This is a genomic window from Streptomyces sp. NPDC104307, assembly GCF_055584045.1.
In genome coordinates this window covers 388,962-410,071 of record NZ_JBVJMU010000003.1, presented here as the reverse complement: position 1 = coordinate 410,071, position 21,110 = coordinate 388,962, and the positions used below count along the sequence as shown (strand labels likewise).

Sequence of the window (21,110 nt, the reverse complement as noted above, 5' to 3'; positions counted from 1 at the left end):
CGCACGACCACGCATCCCACGGAGAACAGACCATGAGCAACCGCAACAGCCAGGCCAACAAGTCCGCCGCCCGCGAGCGGCTGCGCGCCGAGCGCGAGCGCCAGGCCAAGAAGGACAAGACCCGCCGGCAGGTCGTCGTAGGCGTCTCGATCGTCGCCGTCCTCGCGATCGCCGCGGGCGTCAGCTACGGCGTGATGCAGCTGAACAAGCCGGACCACTGGGACGACGTGGCCGACGCGAAGAACGTCACCGTGCCGAAGAACACCTCGGGCAAGGACGGCACGACCGTCGTCGTCGGCAAGTCGACCGCCAAGAAGACCCTGGAGCTGTACGAGGACTCCCGCTGCCCGATCTGCGCCACGTTCGAGCAGACGGTCGGTGAGACCGTCCACAAGGACGTCGACGCCGGCAAGTACAAGATCAAGTACGTCGGTGCCACGTTCATCGACAACAGCGACAACGGTGAGGGCTCGAAGAACGCGCTGAGCGCGCTGGGCGCCGCCCTCGATGTGAGCCCCGAGGCCTTCCTCGACTACAAGTACGCGCTCTACTCGGCGAAGTACCACCCCTCGGAGACCGAGGACAAGTTCAAGGACGACTCGTACCTGCTCAAGGTCGCCGACACGGTGGACGCGCTGAAGGGCAACAGCGGGTTCGAGAAGAGCGTCAAGGACGGCAAGTTCGACACCTGGGCGATGAAGATGTCCGCGACCTTCGACAAGAGCGGCGTCCAGGGCACCCCGACGCTCAAGATGGACGGCAAGACGCTGACCGGCGCGGACAACAAGAACGCGCCGATGAGCGTGGCGGACTTCAACACCGCGATCACCGCGGCGCTGAAGGGCTGACCCACCCCGCGATCCGCACCGCCGAAGGGCCCCGCGCAGTGTTCCGCGCGGGGCCCTTCGGGGTATTCACGGCGTACCCGTCACAACGCGGCCGTCACAGCGTGGCGAGGAAACCGATCGCGACCTTCCAGGCCAGCTCGGCGGAGGCCTGGTCGAAGTCCGGCAGCTCGGCATCGGTGAACAGGTGCCCCGCGCCGGGGTAGCGGTAGATCTCGACGTCGGCGCCGGTCCGCCGCATCTGGAGGTACCAGGAGTTCAGCCAGTCGTGCGTCTCGTACGGGTCCGGGTCCGCGACATGCAGCTGTACCGGCAGCTCGTCCACCGAGGCGCTCTCGGCGATGTCCGACGTACCGTGGAACATCAGCAGCCCGCGCGCCTTCGCGTCCCCGAGGGCCAGCGTCTGGGCGACGGACGCGCCGAACGAGAATCCGGCGTAGACCAGCCCGGAGTCGGAGTAGGGCGCGGCGGCCAGCACGGCCCGCTTGAGCAGCTCCTCCTTGCCCGTCTCCTGCTGGAAGGCCAGTCCTTCCTCGACGGTTTCGAAGGTGTGCCCCGCGAAGATATCGGGAACGCGCACCTCGTGCCCGGCTGCACGCAGCCGGTCGGCGGCCGCGTGCACCGCGGGGCGCAGACCGTATGTCGAGTGGAAAAGCATGATGTTCATGAGGCCCATGGTGCCATTTACCGTCGAAAGCTTGGAGAACGACAGGATGGAGAACCTGCTGCGTCCGCTGATCACCATCGGCGGTTCGGTAGCGATCGCGCTGCTGGTCGGCTGGCTGGTGGACCTGCTGCTCAGGCGGGCCGACGGGCGCCATCACGAGACCCCGCTGTGGGGTCTGCTGCGGCGCTGCGGCATACCGTTCCAGCTCACGTTGTGCACCGCGCTGCTGCGGGCCGGCTACGCCCACACCGGGCTCGACCTGATCACCGACCACCGCAAGGGCATCGGCCAGGCACTGACGCTGGTGATGATCGGCGCCTCGGCCTGGCTGGTGCTGCGCATCGCCATCGCGGTGGTGGACTCGGTGTACGCGCGCTACGCGGCGAACACCCAGGACCCGGCGCGGGTGCGGCGGGTCCGGACGCAGGTGACGCTGATCCAGCGCGTGGTCACCGCGGTCGTGACGACGATCGCGGTCGCCGCGATGCTGCTGACGTTCCCCGCCATGCGCACGGTCGGCACCTCGATGCTGGCCTCCGCCGGTGTGCTCGGCATCGTCGCCGGTGTCGCCGCCCAGTCCACGCTCGGCAACCTCTTCGCGGGCCTGCAGATCGCCTTCGGCGACATGGTCCGGATCGGGGACACCGTGGTGGTGGACGAGGAGTGGGGCACGATCGAGGAGATCACGCTGACCTTCCTCGCGGTACGGACCTGGGACGAGCGGCGGATCACGATGCCGGTCTCGTACTTCACCAGCCAGCCCTTCGAGAACTGGTCGCGCGGCGGGGCCCAGATGACCGGTTCGGTCTTCTTCCACCTGGACCACTCGGCGCCGGTCGCCGCGATGCGTGAGCAGCTGCGGGACATCCTGGGCGAGTGCGCCGCGTGGGACGGCCGGAACTGGTCGCTGGCCGTCACCGACACCACCCCGTCGACCGTCGTGGTGCGCGCGGTGGTCACGGCCAAGGACGCGGACGACATCTGGACGGTGCGCTGCGCGGTCCGGGAGCAGCTGATCGGCTGGCTGCGCGATCACCATCCGTACGCCCTGCCGCGCATCGCGACGGCGCCCGCGGCGCTGCCGCCGGAGGACGGGTGGCCGGTCAGGACCCACCACCGGAACGGGAAGCCGGTGGCCCGCGACAGGGCGCCGCGCACCGGGCGCGGCTGACCGGGCCCGTCCGGGTCGCGGGTCAGCGGCGGGCCCGTCCGGGCCAGCGGCGGGCCCGTCCAGGGAACGGATCAGCGGCCCGGGGCGCGGGTCAGCGGCCCGGGGCGCGGTCAACGCAGGCTGCGTACGTCCAGCTGGCGCAGCACCCGGTCGACGATCTCGGGGTCGGCCCCGGCCTCGCTGCGGGCGGCGAGCACCGCGTGGCGGGCGGCCGACATCATCTCGCGCTGGATGCGGCTGACGGCCTTGAACCGCTCGGCGCGTTTCGCGTACGCCTCGCGGCGCTCGTCGTCGACCATGTCGGGGCTGATCCGGGCCCCCACGTCGTAGGCGAGGCGCTGGAGCCGTTCCACGACGTCCTCGGGGAACTCCTCGACCTCCTGGATCTCCTTGAGACGCTGCCTGGCTGCCCTGGCGGCCCGGATCGCGAGGTCCTTCTCCAGCGCCTCCTCCGCGTCCGTGTCCGCCTTGACGCGGAGCTTGCGCACCAGCCACGGCAGAGTCAGGCCCTGGAAGACCAGGGTGACCATGATCACGGCGAAGGCGATGAACACGATCTCGTCGCGGCCCGGGAACGGCTTTCCGTCGTCCGTCTTCAGCGGGATCGCGAGGGCCAGCGCGACCGACGCCACCCCGCGCATCCCGGCCCACCACATGACGACGGTCTCCCGCCAGCCGGTGGGGATCTCCTCGCTGACGTCGCGACGGGTGTGCAGCCGCTTGGCCAGCCAGGTCGCCGGCAGCAGATAGAGCAGCCGGACCCCGACGACGACCGCGACGACGGCCAGCCCCCAGCCGGTCATCTTCAGCAGCCGCCCGTCCGCGGTCCCGAACACGCTGTGCAGTTCGAGGCCGATCAGTCCGAACGCGACCCCGGTGACGAGGGTGTCGACGATCTCCCAGAAGGTGCGGCCGGTGAGCCGGCCCAGGACGTCGTCGGCGTCGGCGGTGTGCTCGGCGAGGAAGAGCGCCGTGGTGAGTACGGCGAGGACGCCGGAGCCCTTCAGCTCCTCGGCGAGCACATAGCTGACGAACGGCACCAGGAGGGTCAGCCCGACCTGGAGCGTCGCGTCCCCCAGCAGGCCCATGAGCTTGATGGTGAGCCAGCCCAGCACGAGGCCCACGGCCACGGCGACGACCGCCGAGAGGATCAGCAGTCCGAACGCCTCCGGGAGCGAGAAGGTGCCGCTCACCGCGGCCGCGATCGCCACGTGGTAGAGCACGATCGCGGTCACGTCGTTGAACAGCCCCTCGCCCTCCAGGATGGAGACGAGCCTGCGGGGCAGCCCGACCGAACCGGCGACAGCGGTCGCCGCGACCGGGTCGGGCGGTGCGACGAGCGCGCCGAGTGCGACGGCGGCGGCGATGGGCAGGCCGGGGACGATCGCGTTGGCGACGGCGGCCACAGCCGCCGTCGTCAGGAAGACGAGCGCCACGGCCAGCAGAAAGATCGGTCGTTTATTGGCGGCGAACTGCCGCCAGGAGGTGCGCTGCACCGAGGCGTAGAGCAGCGGCGGAAGCAGCGCGGGAAGGATGATCTCGGGCGGAATATCCACATTCGGCACGAAGCTGAGGAAGGCCATCCCGACGCCCGCGAGCGTCATCAGCACCGGCGCGGGCAGCCCCAGCTTGTCCCCCAGCGGCACAGTGACCACCGCTCCGAGCAACAGCAGGAGCAACAGGGCCATTTGGTCCACGAGGTGCCTTCCGAGCGCGGCGAACCGGCCTCGGTGATCGGCCGATACGGGGTTCCAGCCTGCCATGCAAGGCGCACAATCCCGGCAACACCCCCTCCACACAGCCCTCCTGACCGATCATTCCTCCGATGTTTCTGCTGTCAGCCCTCTTCCGCCGCCCTCCGCGGGAGGGCAGTATGCGGCGTGCGTATTCAGGGACGAGAACTCTCACCACATACATGACTGGCAGGAGAGACCACGTGACCGCGTTCTCCCGAAGGCATTTCGTCGGCACGGCCGCAGCCGGCACCTCCGCGTTCTGGCTCGCCGGCTCCCCCACCGGATGGGCCGCGACCACCTCCGCGCCCGCCGGCCGGCCGGGCCCCGGCGCCCACGAGAAGACCGTCCACGAGGAAACCGTCCACGAGAAGACCGCCCGGGACGCCGCCATGACCTGGCGCACCCTTCCCACCGGCTGGCAGGAGGCCCCGTTCCTGGCCAACGGCTACCTCGGCGCCCAGCTCTACGCGGGCGAGTCGGCCAACACCCTGAAGCTGATGCTCAGTCACAGCCAGGTGCAGGACCAGCGCGGCCAGTGGCGCGGCGGCATCGGCTTCTCCCGGCTGCCCATCGGGTACTTCACCCTGACCCTGGCCGGGGAGATCACCGGCGTCGACTGGACCCTGGACCCGTACGACGCCGAGCTGCGCGGAACCGTCACCACCACCCGTGGCTCCGTGGCCTTCTCCGCCCTCGTCCAGAACGACACGAGCGCCCTGCTGGTCTCCACCCGGCCCAGCCCCGGCGAGGAGTCCTCGGCCTGGTCCTTCCAGTGGCTGCGGGCCGCCACCACCCGCAACAGCGGTAAGCCGGAGGACTACACGCCCAACCCGGACCCCCGGACCGGTGACGGCTACGTCGAACAGCCGCTGCTCGCCGGCGGCGGCTGGACCACCGCCTGGCGCGAGCGGCGCGAGGGCACCGGCCGGCTGCTCGCCGCCCACCTGGTGTACCGCTTCCCCGGCCAGGTGTCACAGGCGACGGCGGACGCGCTGCGGGCCGTGGACCGCACCCTGGCCACGGACCCGGACCGGCTGGTGGACCGTCACCGCCACTGGTGGCACGCCTACTACCGGCGCGGCTTCCTCTCCGTACCGGACAAGCGGCTGCAGAGCTTCTACGTCCTCCAGCTCTACAAGCTCGCCGCCTCGACCAGGGCCGGGGGACCGACGATCTCCGAGTGGGGCCCCTGGTTCCCCGAGGTCGGCAACAACTGGACGGCGGTCTGGTGGAATCTCAACGTCCAGATCGGCATGGCGCCGGTCCACGGTTCCAACCACCCCGAACTCGACTCGGTCACCAGCACCTTCCGCCGCTTCGAGCACAACCTCCCGGCCTCCGTCCCGGCCGCCTACCGCGACGGCGAGAGCTACGCGCTGGGCCACCCCTCCGACTGGCAGCTGCGCGCGGGCGACACGTACGACGTCGGCGCCCCCGGCTCCGACCACGTCTCCGACAACTTCGGCAACCTCATCTGGGCGCTGCACAACGTCTGGCAGTCCTACCGGCACTCGATGGACCTGTCCGTCCTGCGCGACGTCGTGCACCCGGTCCTCGCCAAGGCCGTCAACTTCTACGCGCACTTCCTGCACGAGGGCCCGGACGGCAGGCTGCACCTGCTGGAGACCCGCTCCCCCGAGTACGCCAACGCCGAGGACTGCACCTACGACCTCTCGCTCATCCGCTGGGGCGTGCGCACCCTCATCGCGTCCTCGAAGCTGCTGCGGAACAACGACCCCCGGCTCGCGCGCTGGCAGGACATCGAGCGCCGCCTCACCCCGTACGCCGAGGACCCGGCAGCCGGCGTCATGATCGGCAGGGACGTCCCGCTGGCCGATTCGCACCGCCACCACTCACACCTGCTCTGGCTGTACCCGCTGCGCGAGCGGAGCTGGGACCGGGCCGGGGACCGCGACGTCATGCGGCGCTCCATGGACCACTGGGTCTCGATGCGGGAGCTGTGGCACGGCTACAGCTACGCGACCGCCTCTTCGATGTACTCGGTGATGGACGAACCGGAGAAGGCGCTCGACTTCCTGACCTTCTTCACCGATCTGAAGGTGGTCGCGGACTGTCAGCTGACCGTCAACACGATGTACCGGGAGGGCAAGAACCTGGCCCTGGAGAGCCCGCTGTCCGCCGCGCAGTCGATGCTCGACATGGTGGTGCAGGGACACGAGGGCGTGGTGAAGGTCTTCCCGTCCGTCTCGGACCGCTGGGCCGACGCGTCGTTCGCGTCCCTGCGCGCACAGGGCGCCTTCCTGGTGGACGCCGACCGCTCGGACGGTGCCACGCGCTGGGTACGGGTGCACAGCGAGGCGGGCGCCCCGCTCACCCTGGACCACTCGATCAAGGGCCCGGTCGAGGTACGGGACAGCCGCAGCCGCCCGCTGCACTGGCGGGAGAGCGGGCCGGGCCGGATCACGGTCGCCCTGCCGCGCGGCTCCACCGCGCTGATCACCCCGAGGGGCGCACGCAAGGGCCCGACGGACCCGCGCGACGTGCCGTCGAACGGGGCGTGGACGGGCTGGGGCCTGCCGGGCTGACCGTGACCGGTGACCGCAGCCGGTGGCCGACGGACTCAGTCGTTCAGCTTGCGGCGCATCGCCCGGTGCGCGATGCCCGCGTCCGGGAACTCGGGGCCGTACGCGACGTAGCCGAGCCGCTCGTAGAAGCCGAGCGCGTGGGTCTGGGCGTGCAGGTCGACGGCGGCCAGGCCCAGCTCACGGCCCGCGTCCTCGATGGCCCGCACCAGCGCCGCGCCGACCCCGAGGCCGCGCGCCCCGCTGGTCACCGCGAGCCGGCCGAGCGAGCCGACCGTGAGGTCACCGCCGGTCTTCGCCTCCGTGCCGGGGCCGTGCAGCAGCCGCCCGGTGCCGAGCGCCGTGCCGTCCGCCGCCACGGCGATGACATGCACCGCGACCGCGTCGTAGGCGTCGTACTCGATCTCCTCCGGCACGTTCTGCTCACCGACGAAGACGTCCTTGCGGACCTGGAAGCAGGCGGCGCGGTCCTGCTCCCCGGTGACCGTGCGCGTGGTGAAGGTGATCATTCGCTCTCCGCCGCGATCCGGTCCAGGGCCTGCTGGAGGTCGTCCGGGTAGGTGCTGGAGAACTCCACCCAGCGGCCGTCGGAGGGGTGCTCGAAGCCGAGCCGGACGGCGTGCAGCCACTGCCGGGTCAGGCCGAGGCGCTTGGCCATCGTCGGGTCGGCGCCATAGGTCAGGTCACCGACGCAGGGGTGGCGGTGGGCGGACATGTGCACCCGGATCTGGTGCGTACGGCCGGTCTCCAGCTTGATGTCCAGGAGGCTGGCGGCGCGGTACGCCTCGATCAGGTCGTAGTGCGTGACCGACGGCTTGCCCTCCGCGACGACCGCCCACTTGTAGTCGTGGGTGGGGTGGCGCCCGATGGGGGCGTCGATGGTGCCGCTCATCGGGTCCGGGTGCCCCTGGACCAGCGCGTGGTACTTCTTCTCGACGACCCGGTCGCGGAACTGGGCCTTCAGCAGCGTGTAGGCCCGCTCGGACTTGGCGACGACCATCAGCCCCGAGGTGCCGACGTCGAGCCGGTGCACGATGCCCTGGCGCTCGGCGGCGCCTGAGGTGGAGATCCGGTACCCGGCCGCGGCGAGACCGCCGATGACGGTGGTGCCGGTCCAGCCGGGGCTCGGGTGCGCGGCGACGCCGACCGGCTTCATGATCACGACGATGTCGTCGTCGTCATGGACGATCTCCATGCCCTCGACGGGCTCCGCGACGATCTGGACCGGTGCGGGAGCCTGCGGCATCTCCACTTCCAGCCAGGCACCGCCGTGCACCCGCTCGGACTTCCCGGCCACCGAACCGTCCACCTGCACCTTCCCGGCGGCGGCCAGCTCTGCGGCCTTGGTGCGGGAGAAACCGAACATGCGGGAAATGGCGGCGTCGACCCGCTCGCCTTCCAGGCCATCGGGTACGGGCAGGGTTCGGATCTCGGGATGCGTACTCACCTGTCGAGTATGCCTTGCATGGCTCAGTCCTTGTGCACGGTGCCGTCGGGGTCCAGGCCCCTGAAGGAAAGGATCACGATCAGGATGCCGCCGCAGACGATCGCGGAGTCCGCCAGGTTGAAGACAGCGAAGTGGGCGGGGGCGATGAAGTCCACCACCGCGCCCTGGAAGGTGCCCGGCGCCCGGAAGATGCGGTCGGTCAGGTTGCCCAGCGCACCGCCGAGCAGCAGCCCGAGCGCGACGGCCCACGGCAGGCTGTAGAGCTTGCGCGCGAGGCGCGCGATCACCACGATGACGGTCGCCGCGATGATCGTGAAGATGATCGTGAAGGCCTCACCGATACCGAACGCGGCGCCCGCGTTGCGGATCGCGTCCAGCCTGAGCCAGCTGCCGAAGATCTCGACCGGCTCCTGGTGCTCCAGCTTCGCCACCACGAGCATCTTGCTGCCCAGGTCGAGCAGGTACGCCAGGACGGCGACGCAGAAGAGCAGGATGATCCGGCGCCGCCGGGTGGCCGCCGAACGGTCGACCACCGCCTCGCCGTCCCCGTCCTCCGCGGCGGTGGGGTCCACGGACTGCCCGTCCGGGGACCCGGCCGCCTCGCCCCGCTCCGGCTCGGCTCCTTCGCGCCCCTCGGCCTCAGGGATGTCCGGCGTACCGATGATGCTCTCCGCCTCTGCCACGTGAGTCCCTCAACCTAGTTCCCGACTGAGGACGAGGGTACGACACGGTGGCGGGGATCAGCCTCGTCGCTCCTGCTTCTGTTTGTCCTCGACACACAGGGTGGCCCGGGGGAACGCCTGCATCCGCGCCTTGCCGATCGGATTGCCGCAGATCTCGCAGAGCCCGTACGTCCCGGCGTCGAGCCGGGCCAGCGCCCGCTCGGTCTGCTCCAGCGTCTCCTGGGCGTGCGCGGCCAGCGACATCTCGTGCTCGCGGGTGATGTTCTTGGTACCGGTGTCCGCCTCGTCGTCACCCGCCCCGTCGCCGGAGTCCCGCATCAGCCCGGCCAGCGCCGCGCCCGAGGTCTCCAGCTCGCTGCGGAGCCGGGCGATCTCGCCGGTCAGCTCGGACCGGGCGGCTGAGACCTCCTCCGGCGTCCAGGGGTCCTCGCCCGGCCGTACGGCCAGCTCCCCCGGCGTGGTCGCGGCGGCGCGGGCCGGCGGCACGGGCGCCGCGCTCCGGCCGGCGGTCCGGGTCCTGGCCGCGCTCTTCTTGGCTACCACCGTGTGGGCTCCCGTCTGCTCGGCGGCCTCGGCCGCCCCCGTGGCCGCAGCGGCGGCCTTCTTCGAAGCCTTCTCGGCCGCGGTCCTCGCGGCCGCGGCCTTCTTCGGAGCGGCCTTCTTCGCCGCCGCCTTCTTGGTCGCCGTCTTCCTGGGCGCCGCCTTCTTGGTCGCCGATTTCCCGGGCGCCGCCTTCTCTGCGGCCTTCTTCGTCGCCTTCTCCCCGGCCGCCGCGCCCGTGGATTCCGCTGACGCCGTCTTCTTCGCGGCGGTCTTCTTCGCCACCATGGCCGCGGCCCCTTCACACATTGTGATCTTGCTCGCGAGTCGTGCTGGGACGATAAGTCGACCCCAGCCCCGCGGCAACGGGGCACGCCGCCGGTTCGCCCCTCCCCGCGTCCGGATCACAGCCCGCCTGAGTCCGTTGTGCCCAGCTCTACGCCGGGTAATCCGCCCTCGCCCCCCTCGCCGGACGGCGCCGGTACTCCGGACGCCGGGTCTGGCCATTCGGGTCACGCCGGGGCCCGCCGCTAAACCGGTCGGCCCCCGCACTCCGGGCCCCGTACACTGGCCGCAGCGAGAGGCGTGGATGGGACGAGTAGCGTCGTACGCAGCCAGGAGCGACCCGGGGACGGTGGAAGCCCGGGGGCGAGCGCGTCGTGAAGATCACCCGGAGCCGTCGGAGGAAAGCTCTGGACCGCGGGCCGTGCCCACGTGGACAGAGTGAGTAGAACCGGCTTCGCACCCCTAATGAGGGGGCCACGGGCAGCCGTCCGGGGCCAAGGAGGGTGGTACCGCGGGGACCCGACCGGTTCTCGTCCCTCCGACGGAAGTGGAAAACGTCCGCCGGAGGAAGCCCGCACATGACATCGCCGCAGTACCGCCAGGTACCCGCCCAGGTAGACCTGCCCGCGCTGGAGCACGCCGTGCTCGACTTCTGGCGCGAGAACAAGGTCTTCACCAAGAGCCTCGACCAGTCGGAGGGCCGCCCGGAGTGGGTCTTCTACGAGGGCCCGCCGACCGCCAACGGCATGCCCGGCGCCCACCACATCGAGGCCCGCGTCTTCAAGGACGTCTTCCCGCGCTTCCGCACCATGCAGGGCTACCACGTCGGCCGCAAGGCCGGCTGGGACTGCCACGGCCTGCCGGTCGAGCTCGCGGTCGAGAAGGAGCTGGGCTTCAACGGCAAGAAGGACATCGAGGCGTACGGCATCGCCGAGTTCAACGCCAAGTGCCGTGAGTCCGTCACCCGGCACACCGACGCCTTCACCGAGCTCACGACCCGGATGGGCTACTGGGTCGACCTCGACGACGCCTACCGCACGATGGACCCCGAGTACGTCGAGTCGGTCTGGTGGTCGCTGAAGGAGATCTTCAACAAGGACCTGCTGGTCCAGGACCACCGCGTCGCCCCTTGGTGCCCGCGCTGCGGCACCGGCCTCTCCGACCACGAGCTGGCCCAGGGCTACGAGACGGTCGTCGACCCCTCGGTCTTCGTCCGCTTCCCGCTCACCTCCGGCCCGCTGGCCGGCGAGGCGGCCCTGCTGGTCTGGACGACGACCCCCTGGACCCTGGTCTCCAACACGGCCGTCGCCGCGCACCCCGAGGTCGAGTACGTCGTCGCGACGAACGGCGAGGAGAAGCTCGTCGTCGCCCGCCCGCTCGTCGAGAAGGCGCTGGGTGAGGGCTGGGAGCTCACCGGGCAGTCGTTCACCGGCCGCGAGATGGAGCGCTGGACGTACGAGCGCCCGTTCGCCCTGATCGACTTCCCCGCGGAGGCGCACTACGTCGTCAACGCCGAGTACGTGACGACGGAGGACGGTACGGGTCTGGTCCACCAGTCCCCCGCCTTCGGCGCGGAGGACCTCCTGGTCTGCAAGGCGTACGGCCTGCCGGTGGTCAACCCGGTGCGCCCCGACGGCACCTTCGAGGAGGACGTGCCGCTGGTCGGCGGCGTCTTCTTCAAGAAGGCCGACGAGGCGCTCACCGAGGACCTCGCGGACCGAGGCCTGCTCTTCCGGCACGTCCCGTACGAGCACAGCTACCCGCACTGCTGGCGCTGCCACACCGCGCTGCTGTACTACGCGCAGCCGTCCTGGTACATCCGCACGACGGCCGTCAAGGACCGCCTCCTGGAGGAGAACCAGAAGACGAACTGGTTCCCCGAGTCGGTCAAGAACGGCCGCTACGGCGACTGGCTGAACAACAACATCGACTGGGCGCTGTCCCGCAACCGCTACTGGGGCACCCCGCTGCCGATCTGGCGCTGCGAGGACGAGCACCTCACCGTCATCGGCTCGCGCGCCGAGCTGAGCGAGCTGACCGGCACCGACCTCTCCGGGCTCGACCCGCACCGGCCGTTCATCGACGAGATCACCTTCACCTGCTCGCACGAGAGCTGCCAGCTGGAGACGTACCGCGTCCCCGAGGTCATCGACGCCTGGTACGACTCGGGCTCGATGCCGTTCGCGCAGTGGGGCTACCCGCACAAGAACAAGGAGATCTTCGAGAGCCGCTACCCGGCGCAGTTCATCTCGGAGGCCATCGACCAGACGCGCGGCTGGTTCTACACGCTGATGGCGATCGGCACCCTGGTCTTCGACAAGTCGTCCTACGAGAACGTGGTCTGCCTGGGCCACATCCTCGCAGAGGACGGCCGCAAGATGTCCAAGCACCTGGGCAACACCCTCGAACCGGTCCCGCTGATGGACCAGCACGGCGCCGACGCCGTGCGCTGGTTCATGGCGGCCGGCGGCTCCCCGTGGGCGGCCCGGCGCGTCGGCCACGGCACGATCCAGGAAGTCGTCCGCAAGACGCTCCTGACGTACTGGAACACGGTCGCCTTCCAGGCGCTGTACGCCCGTACGTCGAACTGGGCGCCGTCCGAGGCCGATCCGGCACCGGCCGACCGCACGGTCCTGGACCGCTGGCTGCTGAGCGAGCTGAACGCCTTGGTGGACCAGGTCACCCAGGCGCTGGAGGGCTACGACACCCAGCGGGCCGGAAAGCTGCTCTCGGGGTTCGTCGACGACCTGTCCAACTGGTACGTACGCCGCTCCCGCCGCCGCTTCTGGCAGGGCGACAAGTCGGCGCTGCGCACCCTGCACGAGGTCATCGAGACGGTGACCCGGCTGATGGCCCCGCTGACCCCGTTCATCACCGAGCGGGTCTGGCAGGACCTGATCGTGCCGGTCACCCCGGACGCCCCGGAGTCGGTCCACCTCTCCGACTGGCCGAAGGCGGAGCCGACGGCGATCGACCCCACACTCTCGACCCAGATGGCGCTGGTGCGCCGGCTGGTCGAGCTGGGCCGGGCGACGCGTGCCGAGTCGGGCGTCAAGACCCGCCAGCCGCTGTCCCGGGCGCTGGTCGCGGCCTCGGGCTTCGAGAGCCTCTCCCCCGCGTTGCAGGCGCAGATCACCGAGGAGTTGAACGTCTCCTCCGTGGCCTCCCTGTCCGCAGGAGGGGGTTCGCTGGTCGACACGACGGCGAAGGCCAACTTCCGGGCGCTGGGCAAGCGGTTCGGCAAGGGCGTCCAGGCGGTGGCCAAGGCCGTCGCGAACGCCGACGCCGCCGCACTGTCGCTGGCCCTGCGCGAGGGCACGGCCTCGGTCGAGGTCGACGGCGAGACGGTGTCGCTGGCCCCGGACGAGGTCATCATCACCGAGACCCCGCGCGAGGGCTGGTCGGTCGCCTCCGACTCGGGCGCCACGGTCGCCCTCGACCTGGAGATCACCCCGGAGCTGCGGCGTGCGGGCCTGGCCCGTGACGCGATCCGCCTCATCCAGGAGGCCCGCAAGAACAGCGGCCTGGACGTGGCGGACCGTATCGCCGTCCGCTGGACGTCCACGTCGCCCGCGACGGCCGAGGCGCTGGCCGAGCACGCGTCCCTGATCGCGGACGAGGTGCTGGCCCTGGACTACGCCGAGGGCGAGGCGGACGCGGCGTACGGCGAGCCGTTCGAGGACGAGGGCCTGTCCCTCACGTTCCGCCTCCGCAAGACGCAGGCGTAACCCGCACCCTGGGGCCCGGCCGGACACGCTCCGGCCGGGCCCTTCGCTGTCCCCCCACGGGGGCTCCGCCACTTCCAGCCTCGCCGGCGTTTGAGGCGCGGGGTCCGGGGCGGAGCCCCGGTTCGGGAAGGGGCGGGGTGGGGAACAAGCCCCGCGCAGCGGCCACGCAAAAGGGCCGGGCCCCGGGGAAAACCCCGGGGCCCGGCCCTCAGCCTGCCGACGGCTACGCGCTCAGCGAGCGCGAGCCGCTCAGTTGTCGTCCTCGTCGATCAGGAACCCACGCATCGGCGAAGGCGCCTGCTGCATCGGCTGCGGCGCCTGCGGCCGCACCGGTGCCATCGGCTGGGTCATCGCCGGCGACATCTGCTGCTGGCCACCGTAGGAGGGCGCGCTGCCCATGGACGGGCTGCCGCCCATCTGCGGGCCGCCGTGACCGCCGTGGCTGCCGCCCATGGTGTTGTGGCCCATGGCACCCGCACCGGCCGGAGCCAGCGAGGGCGACGGCGGCAGCGAAGCGGTCGCCGGGGTCCGCGGCGGAGCCAGCGAGTCGTCCGCCTGGGTCTCCAGCTGACGCAGCTGGCTCTCCAGGTAGGACTTCAGACGCGTCCGGTACTCGCGCTCGAAGCCACGCAGGTCCTCGACCTTGCGCTCAAGGGTCGCGCGGGCCGACTCCAGGGAGCCCATCGCCACGCGGTGCTTCTCCTGCGCGTCCCGCTCCAGGGCGTCCGCCTTGGCACGGGCGTCGCGCTCCAGGCCCTCGGCGCGGCTGCGCGCCTCGCCGACGATCTTGTTGGCCTCGGAACGGGCCTCCGCGATCGCCTGGTCGGCGGTCTGCTGCGCCAGGGAGAGGACACGGGCGGCACTGTCGCCGCCGGGGCCCTGCTGCTGCATCTGCGGCGGCTGCTGCTGCTGCATCTGCTGCATCTGCTGCTGCTGGGGGTTGTGACCACCCATGGGGCCGCCCATCGGGCCACCCATGGGACCGCCCTGCATCGGGCCGGGGCCGTGCGGGCCCTGCGGACCGGGGCCGTGCGGACCCTGGGGTCCGTGGCCGCTGGGACCGGCGGGCAGCTGCGGAGCGCCACCGGGCAGCTGGGGGGGACCCATCTGCGGGGGCTGCTGCTGCTGGACCGGCGGACCAGATATGGCGGCGGGCACCGGTGCACCGGGCCGTTCCTGCTGCTCCGGCTTGCGCATGCCTTGCTGCTGCTGGTTCTGCGCGGCGGCACGCGTGGCGGCGGCCAGCTTGGCGCGCAGGTCCTCGTTCTCACGGAGCAGGCGGGTCAGCTCCGATTCGACCTCGTCGAGGAAGGCGTCAACCTCGTCCTCGTCATAGCCTTCTCGGAGGCGGACCGTCGTGAACTGCTTGTTCCGCACGTCCTCGGGGGTCAGCGGCATCTCTTCTTCACCTCTACGTAGTCGTCGGCAGTCGGCAAGACCGTATCGCTCACAACCTGATCACGACGCTGATCAGGATGGAAACGATGATCATCAGAACGAAGAAGGACAGGTCGAGTGCCACGCCCCCGAGACGCAGCGGCGGAATGAACCGCCGCAGGAGCTTGAGCGGTGGATCGGTGACCGTGTAAGTGGCCTCAAGGACGACCACCATCGGCTTGCCCGGCTGCCATGAACGTGCGAACTGGAAGACGTAGTCCATGACCAGCCGGAAGATCAGCACGATGAGGAAACACATCAACGCGATGTAGACAACACTTTGAGCGACGCCCATCCTCGCGCTTCCCTCTCCCCTGGCTCTCGTAGCTCCGGCCTCTCGGCCGGGTTGTTCCCGGTGTCGTGTTCTCAGCTCTGGTTGAAGAATCCGCCCTCTGCGATGCGGGCCTTGTCCTCCGCCGTGACATCGACGTTAGCAGGCGACAACAGAAAGACCTTCTGCGTCACGCGCTCAATGCTGCCATGAAGACCGAAGACGAGTCCCGCGGCAAAGTCGACAAGTCGCTTCGCGTCCGTGTCGTCCATCTCCGTGAGATTCATGATCACCGGAGTGCCCTCACGGAAGTGTTCCCCGATGGTACGGGCCTCGTTGTAGGTCCTGGGGTGCAGCGTGGTGATGCGGTAGGGCTCCCGCTCGGACACAACCTTGGGCATGATCACCGGTGCGTTCTTCTCCAAGTTCGAGCGTTCAGGTGTGATGGATGCCACGGGGGCGATCCGGGCGGGTCGCTCTCGCTCGGCCGGGATCTGAACCGGCTCCCGCTGCGCCGGAGGTTGCACCGCTCGTACCGGTTCGTCCCGTTCCCGCTCCACCTGATGCGCGGGCTGGTGCCGGCGCCGGTCCCGCTCGGGCTCCGGCTCGGGTTCGAATTCGTCGTCGGGGTCGAACCCCGGACCGTCGTACCCATCGTCCTCCACGAGGCCGAGGTAGACCGCCATCTTGCGCATCGCGCCGGCCATGCTCTGAGTCCTCCGCTCTGTGGTGGATCGGCATCTGTCACCAAGTGCCCGCGATCCACTGTGGTCTGTCCGCCGTGAGCGGTAATGACCATATTTTCTGCTGTGGTCCGACTTGCTTGGCGACGTTACCCGAGCCCGGGTCGGACTCCGAGTACCGCAGTACCGACGCGCACATGTGTCGCACCGGCCGCAACCGCGTCCTCAAGGTCCGCACTCATTCCCGCAGAGACCATGTTCGCAGCCGGATGGTTCCCGCGCAGCCGGGATGAGATTTCCATCAGCCGGTCGAACGCGGCCCGTTGCCTTCCGGCGAACGGTCCGGCGAGCGGCGCCACGGTCATCAGACCGGCCAGCCGCAGCCCCGGGGCGGATTCGACCGCGGCGGCCAACTCCTCGACCCCGTCCGGGGCGACGCCGCCCCGCTCACCCCGCTCACCGCTCTCCGCGTCGAGCGCGACCTGGATGAGACACCCGAGTTCACGCCCGTCGCGCTCGTCGCGACCGACCGCCGCGGAGAGCGCCGTCACCAGCTTGGTGCGATCCACCGACTGCACGGTATCGGCATAACTCACCACAGAACGAACCTTGTTCGTCTGCAATTGACCGACAAAATGCCATGTGAGGGACAGATCCGCACATGCGGCGGCCTTGGGCGCCGCGTCCTGGTCGCGGTTCTCCGCGACCTGGCGCACGCCGAGTTCGTGCAGGATCCGCACATCCGTCGCCGGGTAGGTCTTGGTGACCACGATGAGGGTCACCTCCTCCCGCTTGCGGCCGGCGGCGGCGCAGGCGGATGCGATGCGTTCCTCCACCTGTGCGAGATTCGCTGCGAGTTGATCCTTACGGTCCGTCATGCCCTATCCGTCCAGCCAGACATATCCGGCGAGCCGCCCGGTGGTGCGGTCGCGTCGGTACGAGAAATGGTCACCCGATTCGAGAGTGCAAACGGGCGACATGTGCCGGTCGGTGATTCCGAGGGCGTCGAGCTGGGCATGGACCCCAGCGGCGACATCCACGGCGGGTGTTCCCCAGCTGGTCTCGGACCAGGAGGCGGGGACGCTCTTCGCGACCTCGTCCCGCATCGCGGCCGGGACCTCGTAGCACCGTCCGCAGACGGCCGGCCCGGTGCGGGCGATGATCCGGGACGGGGCCGCGCCGAGCCGGACCATGGCCCCGACGGCGGCGGGTACCACTCCGGCGACGAGACCCGGGCGGCCCGCGTGTGCCGCCGCGACGATCCCGGCGACCGGATCCGCGAGGAGTACGGGGGTGCAGTCCGCGGTGAGGACGGCGAGCGGGAGTCCCCGCCGCGCGGTCACCACCGCGTCCACGGCGGGAATCTCGGGGGCATCGCCCCACGGCCCGTCGACCACGGCGACGTCCCGGCCGTGGACCTGGTTCATCCAGACGACCCGCGCCGGGTCGAACCCGCGAACGCGGGCGGCGCGCTCCCGGTTGGCGAGAACGGCGGCGGGGTCGTCACCGACCGCGCCGCCGAGATTGAGCTCCGCATACGGAGCGGCGCTCACCCCTCCCCACCTGTCGGTGAAGGAGAAGTGGGCGCCGCCGCCCGGAGAACCGGAATCCGTGGAGCTCACGGTGTGGTGCGGACCTATCACTTCAAGAAATCCGGAACGTCCAGCTCTTCGGCCTGGGAGTCCTGGTAGGGACGGGCCGGCGGGACGTGCGGCGGAGCGACCGGCGGGAGGTGGCTCTCGTTGGCCACCGGAACCGGCTCGGCCTGGACCGGGGTCTCCTCGCGCGGGGGCACGGAGCCCAGTCCGCTCGACTGGCGCACGGGCTCCGCGGCCCGGACCGGCGGGGCGGACTCCTCACGCTTGGTGGAGTTCGCGCCCAGGACGTTCTCGCGACGGGCCGGCGGCTGTCCGCCGTCGAAGCCCGCGGCGATCACGGTGACCCGCACCTCGTCGCCCAGTGCGTCGTCGATGACCGCACCGAAGATGATGTTCGCCTCCGGGTGCGCCGCCTCGCTCACCAGCTGGGCGGCCTCGTTGATCTCGAAGAGACCGAGGTCGCTGCCGCCGGAGATGGAGAGCAGGACACCCCGGGCGCCGTCGATGGACGCCTCCAGGAGCGGCGAGGAGATCGCCATCTCGGCCGCCGCCACCGCACGGTCGTCGCCGCGCGCGGAGCCGATGCCCATGAGCGCCGATCCGGCCTCGGACATGACCGACTTGACGTCGGCGAAGTCGAGGTTGATCAGACCCGGGGTGGTGATGAGGTCGGTGATGCCCTGGACACCCGAGAGCAGCACCTGGTCGGCCGACTTGAACGCGTCGAGCACGCTGACCTGGCGGTCCGAGATGGACAGCAGTCGGTCGTTGGGAATGACGATGAGGGTGTCGACCTCTTCGCGGAGTTCGGCGATGCCGTCCTCCGCCTGGTTCGCGCGACGCCGGCCCTCGAAGGTGAACGGGCGGGTGACCACACCGATCGTCAGGGCGCCGAGCGAGCGCGCGATATTGGCGACGACGGGTGCGCCACCGGTTCCGGTGCCGCCACCTTCGCCTGCGGTGACAAAGACCATGTCGGCCCCCTTGAGGACCTCCTCGATCTCTTCACGGTGGTCCTCTGCCGCCTTGCGACCGACGGCCGGGTTCGCCCCGGCGCCGAGGCCACGGGTGAGTTCACGGCCGACGTCGAGCTTGACGTCGGCGTCGCTCATCAACAGGGCTTGCGCATCAGTGTTGATCGCGATGAACTCGACGCCCTTGAGACCGACCTCGATCATTCGGTTGATGGCATTGACACCACCGCCGCCGACACCGATGACCTTGATGACTGCGAGGTAGTTCTGCGGTGCTGCCACGTCGAAGGCCTCTCGCCTCGAGTTACGTGTCGTCGCTTGGCGGTAGTCCCGCCGCGACGACGGATGCCGATTGGGACGGTCCGAACGCCGACCCAAACCCTAACGTTGAAGTTTAGGGTTACCAGTGTGTCTGCTTCATGGACTCTTCCGAACAGGACACTAAGTCGACAAGTGGCGCACGTTCAACGAACACGCCGAACCTCCCGTTTTTCTTTTCACCCTATGTGATCACCCGTAGCGCTGACCAACCAGGGTGCTGGCCAGGCCGAATGTGCGTCAACTGCCCGACACCGCAGGAGCGGTGGGTGCACTCACGTCGAAGTGTCCTGCTTTGGGAGCGGCTTTCATGAGCGCGGTGAGGACTTTCGCCTTCACAGCACCTTCTTCACCACTCCCCCAGATCACCTCACGGTCCCGAGTGAGCTCCAGGGAGATCGAATCGTACGAGGTGACCCGCACGACCTCGGTGTCCCCGGCAATGCCGCCCGGAAGGTCGCCCGCGACCCGGACCGCCTCCCGCACCAGCCGGTCACTGCCGAAACGGCGCAGGCTCGCTGACTGACCAGGGGTCAGTTCCAGCAGGGGTACGCGCCCGGGCGCCTTGTCCACCGTGGCGAAGCGCACGCCTTTGGCGTCCACTTCGATGAACTTTGCGCCCTTTTTCACCAACAGGACCGGCTTTCGTTCGGTCACCTTAAGTCCGATGCCGTGCGGCCATGACCGTACGACATCCACCGAGTCGATACGAGGCAACTTCTGGCGCAATCTGTCCGCGATGACGCCCGTGTCCACGGAAACGAGCGGAGACCCCATCGGCACCGCCGCGGCAGACTCGACCTCTGCCGGTGACAGCACGTCGACGCCGGTGATCCGGACCTGTTCGGTCCGGAGCCAGGACGAGCCGTAGAGCGCCCAGACGGCGCCGGAGCCGAGCAGCAGTACGGCCGCGGCGATCACGATCAGCAGGGTCCGCCGGGACATCCGGCGCCCTTCGGTCCCCGGGCGCGGCGGCCGGTCCTGGGTGTCCTCCTGCTGCCCTGCACCGCGCTGGGCGGTCGTCGGTCCGGCCACGCTCGCTCCTTATGCCGGGTCCGGGGGCGCCGCCCCCGGACCCGTACGCCTCACGCGCCTCGGCGTGCGGCAATCGCCTCGTACACCATGCCGACCAGCAGGTCGTCGGCGTCCCGGCGGCCGAACTCGGCGGCCGCGCGGGACATTTCGTACAGCCGGTGCGGATCCGCCAGCACCGGAAGGACGTTGCCCTGCACCCACTCCGGGGTCAGCGCGGCGTCATCCACCAGCAGACCGCCGCCGGCGTTGATCAGCGGCTGGGCGTTGAGCCGCTGTTCGCCGTTGCCGATCGGCAGCGGGACGTAGGCGGCGGGCAGCCCGACGGCGGAGAGTTCCGCCACGGTCATCGCGCCCGCGCGGCAGAGCATCATGTCGGCCGCGGCGTACGCGAGGTCCATCCGGTCCACATACGGTACCGGGATATAGGGCGGCATACCGGGCATGTTGTCCACACGCGGCATTTCGTTCTTCGGGCCGACCACGTGCAGGATCTGGATTCCGGAGCGCTGCAGCAGTGGCGCGACCCGCTGGACCACCTCGTTGAGGTGACGGGCGCCCTGCGAGCCGCCGGAGACCAGCAGCGTCGGCAGGTTGGGATCGAGCCCGAAGGCGGCACGTGCCTCCGGACGGACCCGGGCCCGGTCCAGGGTGGCGATGGTGCGGCGGAGCGGAATGCCGATGTAGCGGGCGCCGCGGAGCTTGCTGTCGGGGGTGGAGACGGCGACCCCGTGCGCGTACCGCGAACCGATCTTGTTGGCCAGGCCGGGCCGGGCGTTGGCCTCGTGCACCACGATCGGCACCCCGGCGCGCTTGGCGGCGAGGTAGCCGGGCAGCGCGACGTAGCCGCCGAAGCCGACCACGCAGTCCGCCTTGGTCCGCTCCAGGATCTGCTCGGCGGCCTTGATGGTGCCGCGCAGCCTGCCCGGGACGGTGATGAGTTCGGGGGTGGGCTTGCGCGGCAGCGGTACGGCCGGGATCAGGGCGAGTTCGTACCCCCGCTCGGGTACGAGTCTTGTCTCCAGTCCGCGCTCCGTGCCGAGAGCGGTGATTCCCACGCTCGGGTCCTGCCTGCGCAGGGCGTCCGCGAGGGCGAGCGCGGGCTCGATGTGGCCGGCGGTCCCCCCACCGGCGAGTACGACATGCACCGAA

At 70.1% G+C, this 21,110-nt stretch carries 18 protein-coding genes; 4 read left to right on the top strand and 14 right to left on the bottom strand.

The window, feature by feature from the left end; all coding sequences use genetic code 11:
* The first annotated feature begins 32 nt into the window (after window positions 1-32).
* The gene (locus tag ACZ601_RS11895; RefSeq protein ID WP_440575574.1) at window positions 33-848 is read left to right on the top strand and encodes a DsbA family protein; all 816 of its coding nucleotides are present in this window, start codon (window positions 33-35) and stop codon (window positions 846-848) included.
* A gap of 94 nt (window positions 849-942) precedes the next feature.
* Here ACZ601_RS11895 and ACZ601_RS11890 read toward each other — a convergent pair whose 3' ends face one another.
* Window positions 943-1,521: a dienelactone hydrolase family protein gene (locus ACZ601_RS11890; RefSeq protein ID WP_024492661.1), complete on the bottom strand. Its 579-nt coding sequence runs from the start codon at window positions 1,519-1,521 to the stop codon at window positions 943-945.
* Between the two features lie 37 nt (window positions 1,522-1,558).
* Here ACZ601_RS11890 and ACZ601_RS11885 point away from each other — a divergent pair, with 37 nt between their 5' ends.
* Entirely contained in the window at window positions 1,559-2,683 is a 1,125-nt protein-coding gene (locus ACZ601_RS11885) for a mechanosensitive ion channel family protein (protein ID WP_469536492.1), read from the top strand.
* A gap of 110 nt (window positions 2,684-2,793) precedes the next feature.
* Here ACZ601_RS11885 and ACZ601_RS11880 read toward each other — a convergent pair whose 3' ends face one another.
* Window positions 2,794-4,380 carry a Na+/H+ antiporter gene (locus tag ACZ601_RS11880; RefSeq protein WP_469536088.1) on the bottom strand — a complete coding sequence of 529 codons (1,587 nt, stop codon included), beginning with the start codon at window positions 4,378-4,380 and terminating at the stop codon, window positions 2,794-2,796.
* 239 nt (window positions 4,381-4,619) lie between these two features.
* On the opposite strand from ACZ601_RS11880, the gene ACZ601_RS11875 reads away from it, so the two are divergent.
* A complete protein-coding gene (locus ACZ601_RS11875) occupies window positions 4,620-6,965 on the top strand; it encodes a glycosyl hydrolase family 95 catalytic domain-containing protein (RefSeq protein ID WP_469536086.1) in 2,346 nt (781 codons plus the stop codon).
* Window positions 6,966-7,000: 35 nt separating this feature from the next.
* On the opposite strand, the gene ACZ601_RS11870 is transcribed toward ACZ601_RS11875, so the two are convergent.
* Genes ACZ601_RS11870 through ACZ601_RS11855 form a run of 4 tightly spaced genes read right to left on the bottom strand, consistent with a single transcriptional unit; the run spans window position 7,001 to window position 9,920 of the window.
* On the bottom strand, window positions 7,001-7,471 hold the full coding sequence (locus ACZ601_RS11870; protein WP_469536083.1) for a GNAT family N-acetyltransferase: 471 nt from the start codon (window positions 7,469-7,471) through the stop codon (window positions 7,001-7,003).
* The gene (locus ACZ601_RS11865) at window positions 7,468-8,409 is read right to left on the bottom strand and encodes an RluA family pseudouridine synthase (protein ID WP_073735516.1); all 942 of its coding nucleotides are present in this window, start codon (window positions 8,407-8,409) and stop codon (window positions 7,468-7,470) included. Before ACZ601_RS11865 ends, ACZ601_RS11870 begins: the two co-directional genes overlap by 4 nt.
* A gap of 23 nt (window positions 8,410-8,432) precedes the next feature.
* On the bottom strand, window positions 8,433-9,092 hold the full coding sequence (lspA, locus tag ACZ601_RS11860; RefSeq protein WP_469536080.1) for a signal peptidase II: 660 nt from the start codon (window positions 9,090-9,092) through the stop codon (window positions 8,433-8,435).
* A gap of 57 nt (window positions 9,093-9,149) precedes the next feature.
* Window positions 9,150-9,920: a TraR/DksA family transcriptional regulator gene (locus ACZ601_RS11855; RefSeq protein ID WP_469536077.1), complete on the bottom strand. Its 771-nt coding sequence runs from the start codon at window positions 9,918-9,920 to the stop codon at window positions 9,150-9,152.
* A 575-nt stretch (window positions 9,921-10,495) separates the two neighbouring features.
* Between ACZ601_RS11855 and ileS the strand changes: the two genes are divergently transcribed.
* A complete protein-coding gene (gene ileS, locus ACZ601_RS11850) occupies window positions 10,496-13,645 on the top strand; it encodes an isoleucine--tRNA ligase (protein WP_469536075.1) in 3,150 nt (1,049 codons plus the stop codon).
* 249 nt (window positions 13,646-13,894) lie between these two features.
* Here ileS and ACZ601_RS11845 read toward each other — a convergent pair whose 3' ends face one another.
* The 8 genes from ACZ601_RS11845 to murG all read right to left on the bottom strand — a co-directional run bounded on the left by ACZ601_RS11845 (window position 13,895) and on the right by murG (window position 21,106).
* Window positions 13,895-15,043, bottom strand: a complete 1,149-nt coding sequence (locus ACZ601_RS11845) for a DivIVA domain-containing protein (RefSeq protein ID WP_469536072.1) — start codon at window positions 15,041-15,043, stop codon at window positions 13,895-13,897.
* A 49-nt stretch (window positions 15,044-15,092) separates the two neighbouring features.
* Complete coding sequence (locus tag ACZ601_RS11840; RefSeq protein WP_073735521.1) at window positions 15,093-15,377, bottom strand: YggT family protein; 285 nt, start codon at window positions 15,375-15,377, stop codon at window positions 15,093-15,095.
* Window positions 15,378-15,448: 71 nt separating this feature from the next.
* Complete coding sequence (locus tag ACZ601_RS11835; protein WP_073735522.1) at window positions 15,449-16,060, bottom strand: cell division protein SepF; 612 nt, start codon at window positions 16,058-16,060, stop codon at window positions 15,449-15,451.
* Between the two features lie 125 nt (window positions 16,061-16,185).
* Entirely contained in the window at window positions 16,186-16,914 is a 729-nt protein-coding gene (locus ACZ601_RS11830) for a YggS family pyridoxal phosphate-dependent enzyme (protein ID WP_469536069.1), read from the bottom strand.
* A 3-nt stretch (window positions 16,915-16,917) separates the two neighbouring features.
* Window positions 16,918-17,658, bottom strand: coding sequence for a peptidoglycan editing factor PgeF (pgeF, locus tag ACZ601_RS11825; RefSeq protein ID WP_469536066.1), 741 nt, complete (start codon window positions 17,656-17,658; stop codon window positions 16,918-16,920).
* A gap of 17 nt (window positions 17,659-17,675) precedes the next feature.
* Window positions 17,676-18,890 (bottom strand): cell division protein FtsZ, encoded by a 1,215-nt coding sequence (gene ftsZ, locus ACZ601_RS11820; protein WP_311306201.1) that lies wholly within the window; start codon window positions 18,888-18,890, stop codon window positions 17,676-17,678.
* 276 nt (window positions 18,891-19,166) lie between these two features.
* Window positions 19,167-19,961, bottom strand: a complete 795-nt coding sequence (locus ACZ601_RS11815; protein WP_469536063.1) for a cell division protein FtsQ/DivIB — start codon at window positions 19,959-19,961, stop codon at window positions 19,167-19,169.
* Between the two features lie 50 nt (window positions 19,962-20,011).
* Window positions 20,012-21,106 (bottom strand): undecaprenyldiphospho-muramoylpentapeptide beta-N-acetylglucosaminyltransferase, encoded by a 1,095-nt coding sequence (gene murG / locus ACZ601_RS11810; RefSeq protein WP_073735528.1) that lies wholly within the window; start codon window positions 21,104-21,106, stop codon window positions 20,012-20,014.
* Window positions 21,107-21,110: the final 4 nt, after the last annotated feature.

Coding starts and splice junctions, on each gene's coding strand:
- ACZ601_RS11885 (WP_469536492.1), top strand. CDS start 1,559: ATGGAGAACCTGCTGCGTCCGCTGATCACCATCGGCGGTTCGGTAGCG.
- ACZ601_RS11895 (WP_440575574.1), top strand. CDS start 33: ATGAGCAACCGCAACAGCCAGGCCAACAAGTCCGCCGCCCGCGAGCGG.
- ACZ601_RS11855 (WP_469536077.1), bottom strand. CDS start 9,920: ATGGTGGCGAAGAAGACCGCCGCGAAGAAGACGGCGTCAGCGGAATCC.
- ACZ601_RS11835 (WP_073735522.1), bottom strand. CDS start 16,060: ATGGCCGGCGCGATGCGCAAGATGGCGGTCTACCTCGGCCTCGTGGAG.
- ACZ601_RS11830 (WP_469536069.1), bottom strand. CDS start 16,914: ATGACGGACCGTAAGGATCAACTCGCAGCGAATCTCGCACAGGTGGAG.
- ACZ601_RS11890 (WP_024492661.1), bottom strand. CDS start 1,521: ATGGGCCTCATGAACATCATGCTTTTCCACTCGACATACGGTCTGCGC.
- ACZ601_RS11840 (WP_073735521.1), bottom strand. CDS start 15,377: ATGGGCGTCGCTCAAAGTGTTGTCTACATCGCGTTGATGTGTTTCCTC.
- ACZ601_RS11845 (WP_469536072.1), bottom strand. CDS start 15,043: ATGCCGCTGACCCCCGAGGACGTGCGGAACAAGCAGTTCACGACGGTC.
- ACZ601_RS11870 (WP_469536083.1), bottom strand. CDS start 7,471: ATGATCACCTTCACCACGCGCACGGTCACCGGGGAGCAGGACCGCGCC.
- ileS (WP_469536075.1), top strand. CDS start 10,496: ATGACATCGCCGCAGTACCGCCAGGTACCCGCCCAGGTAGACCTGCCC.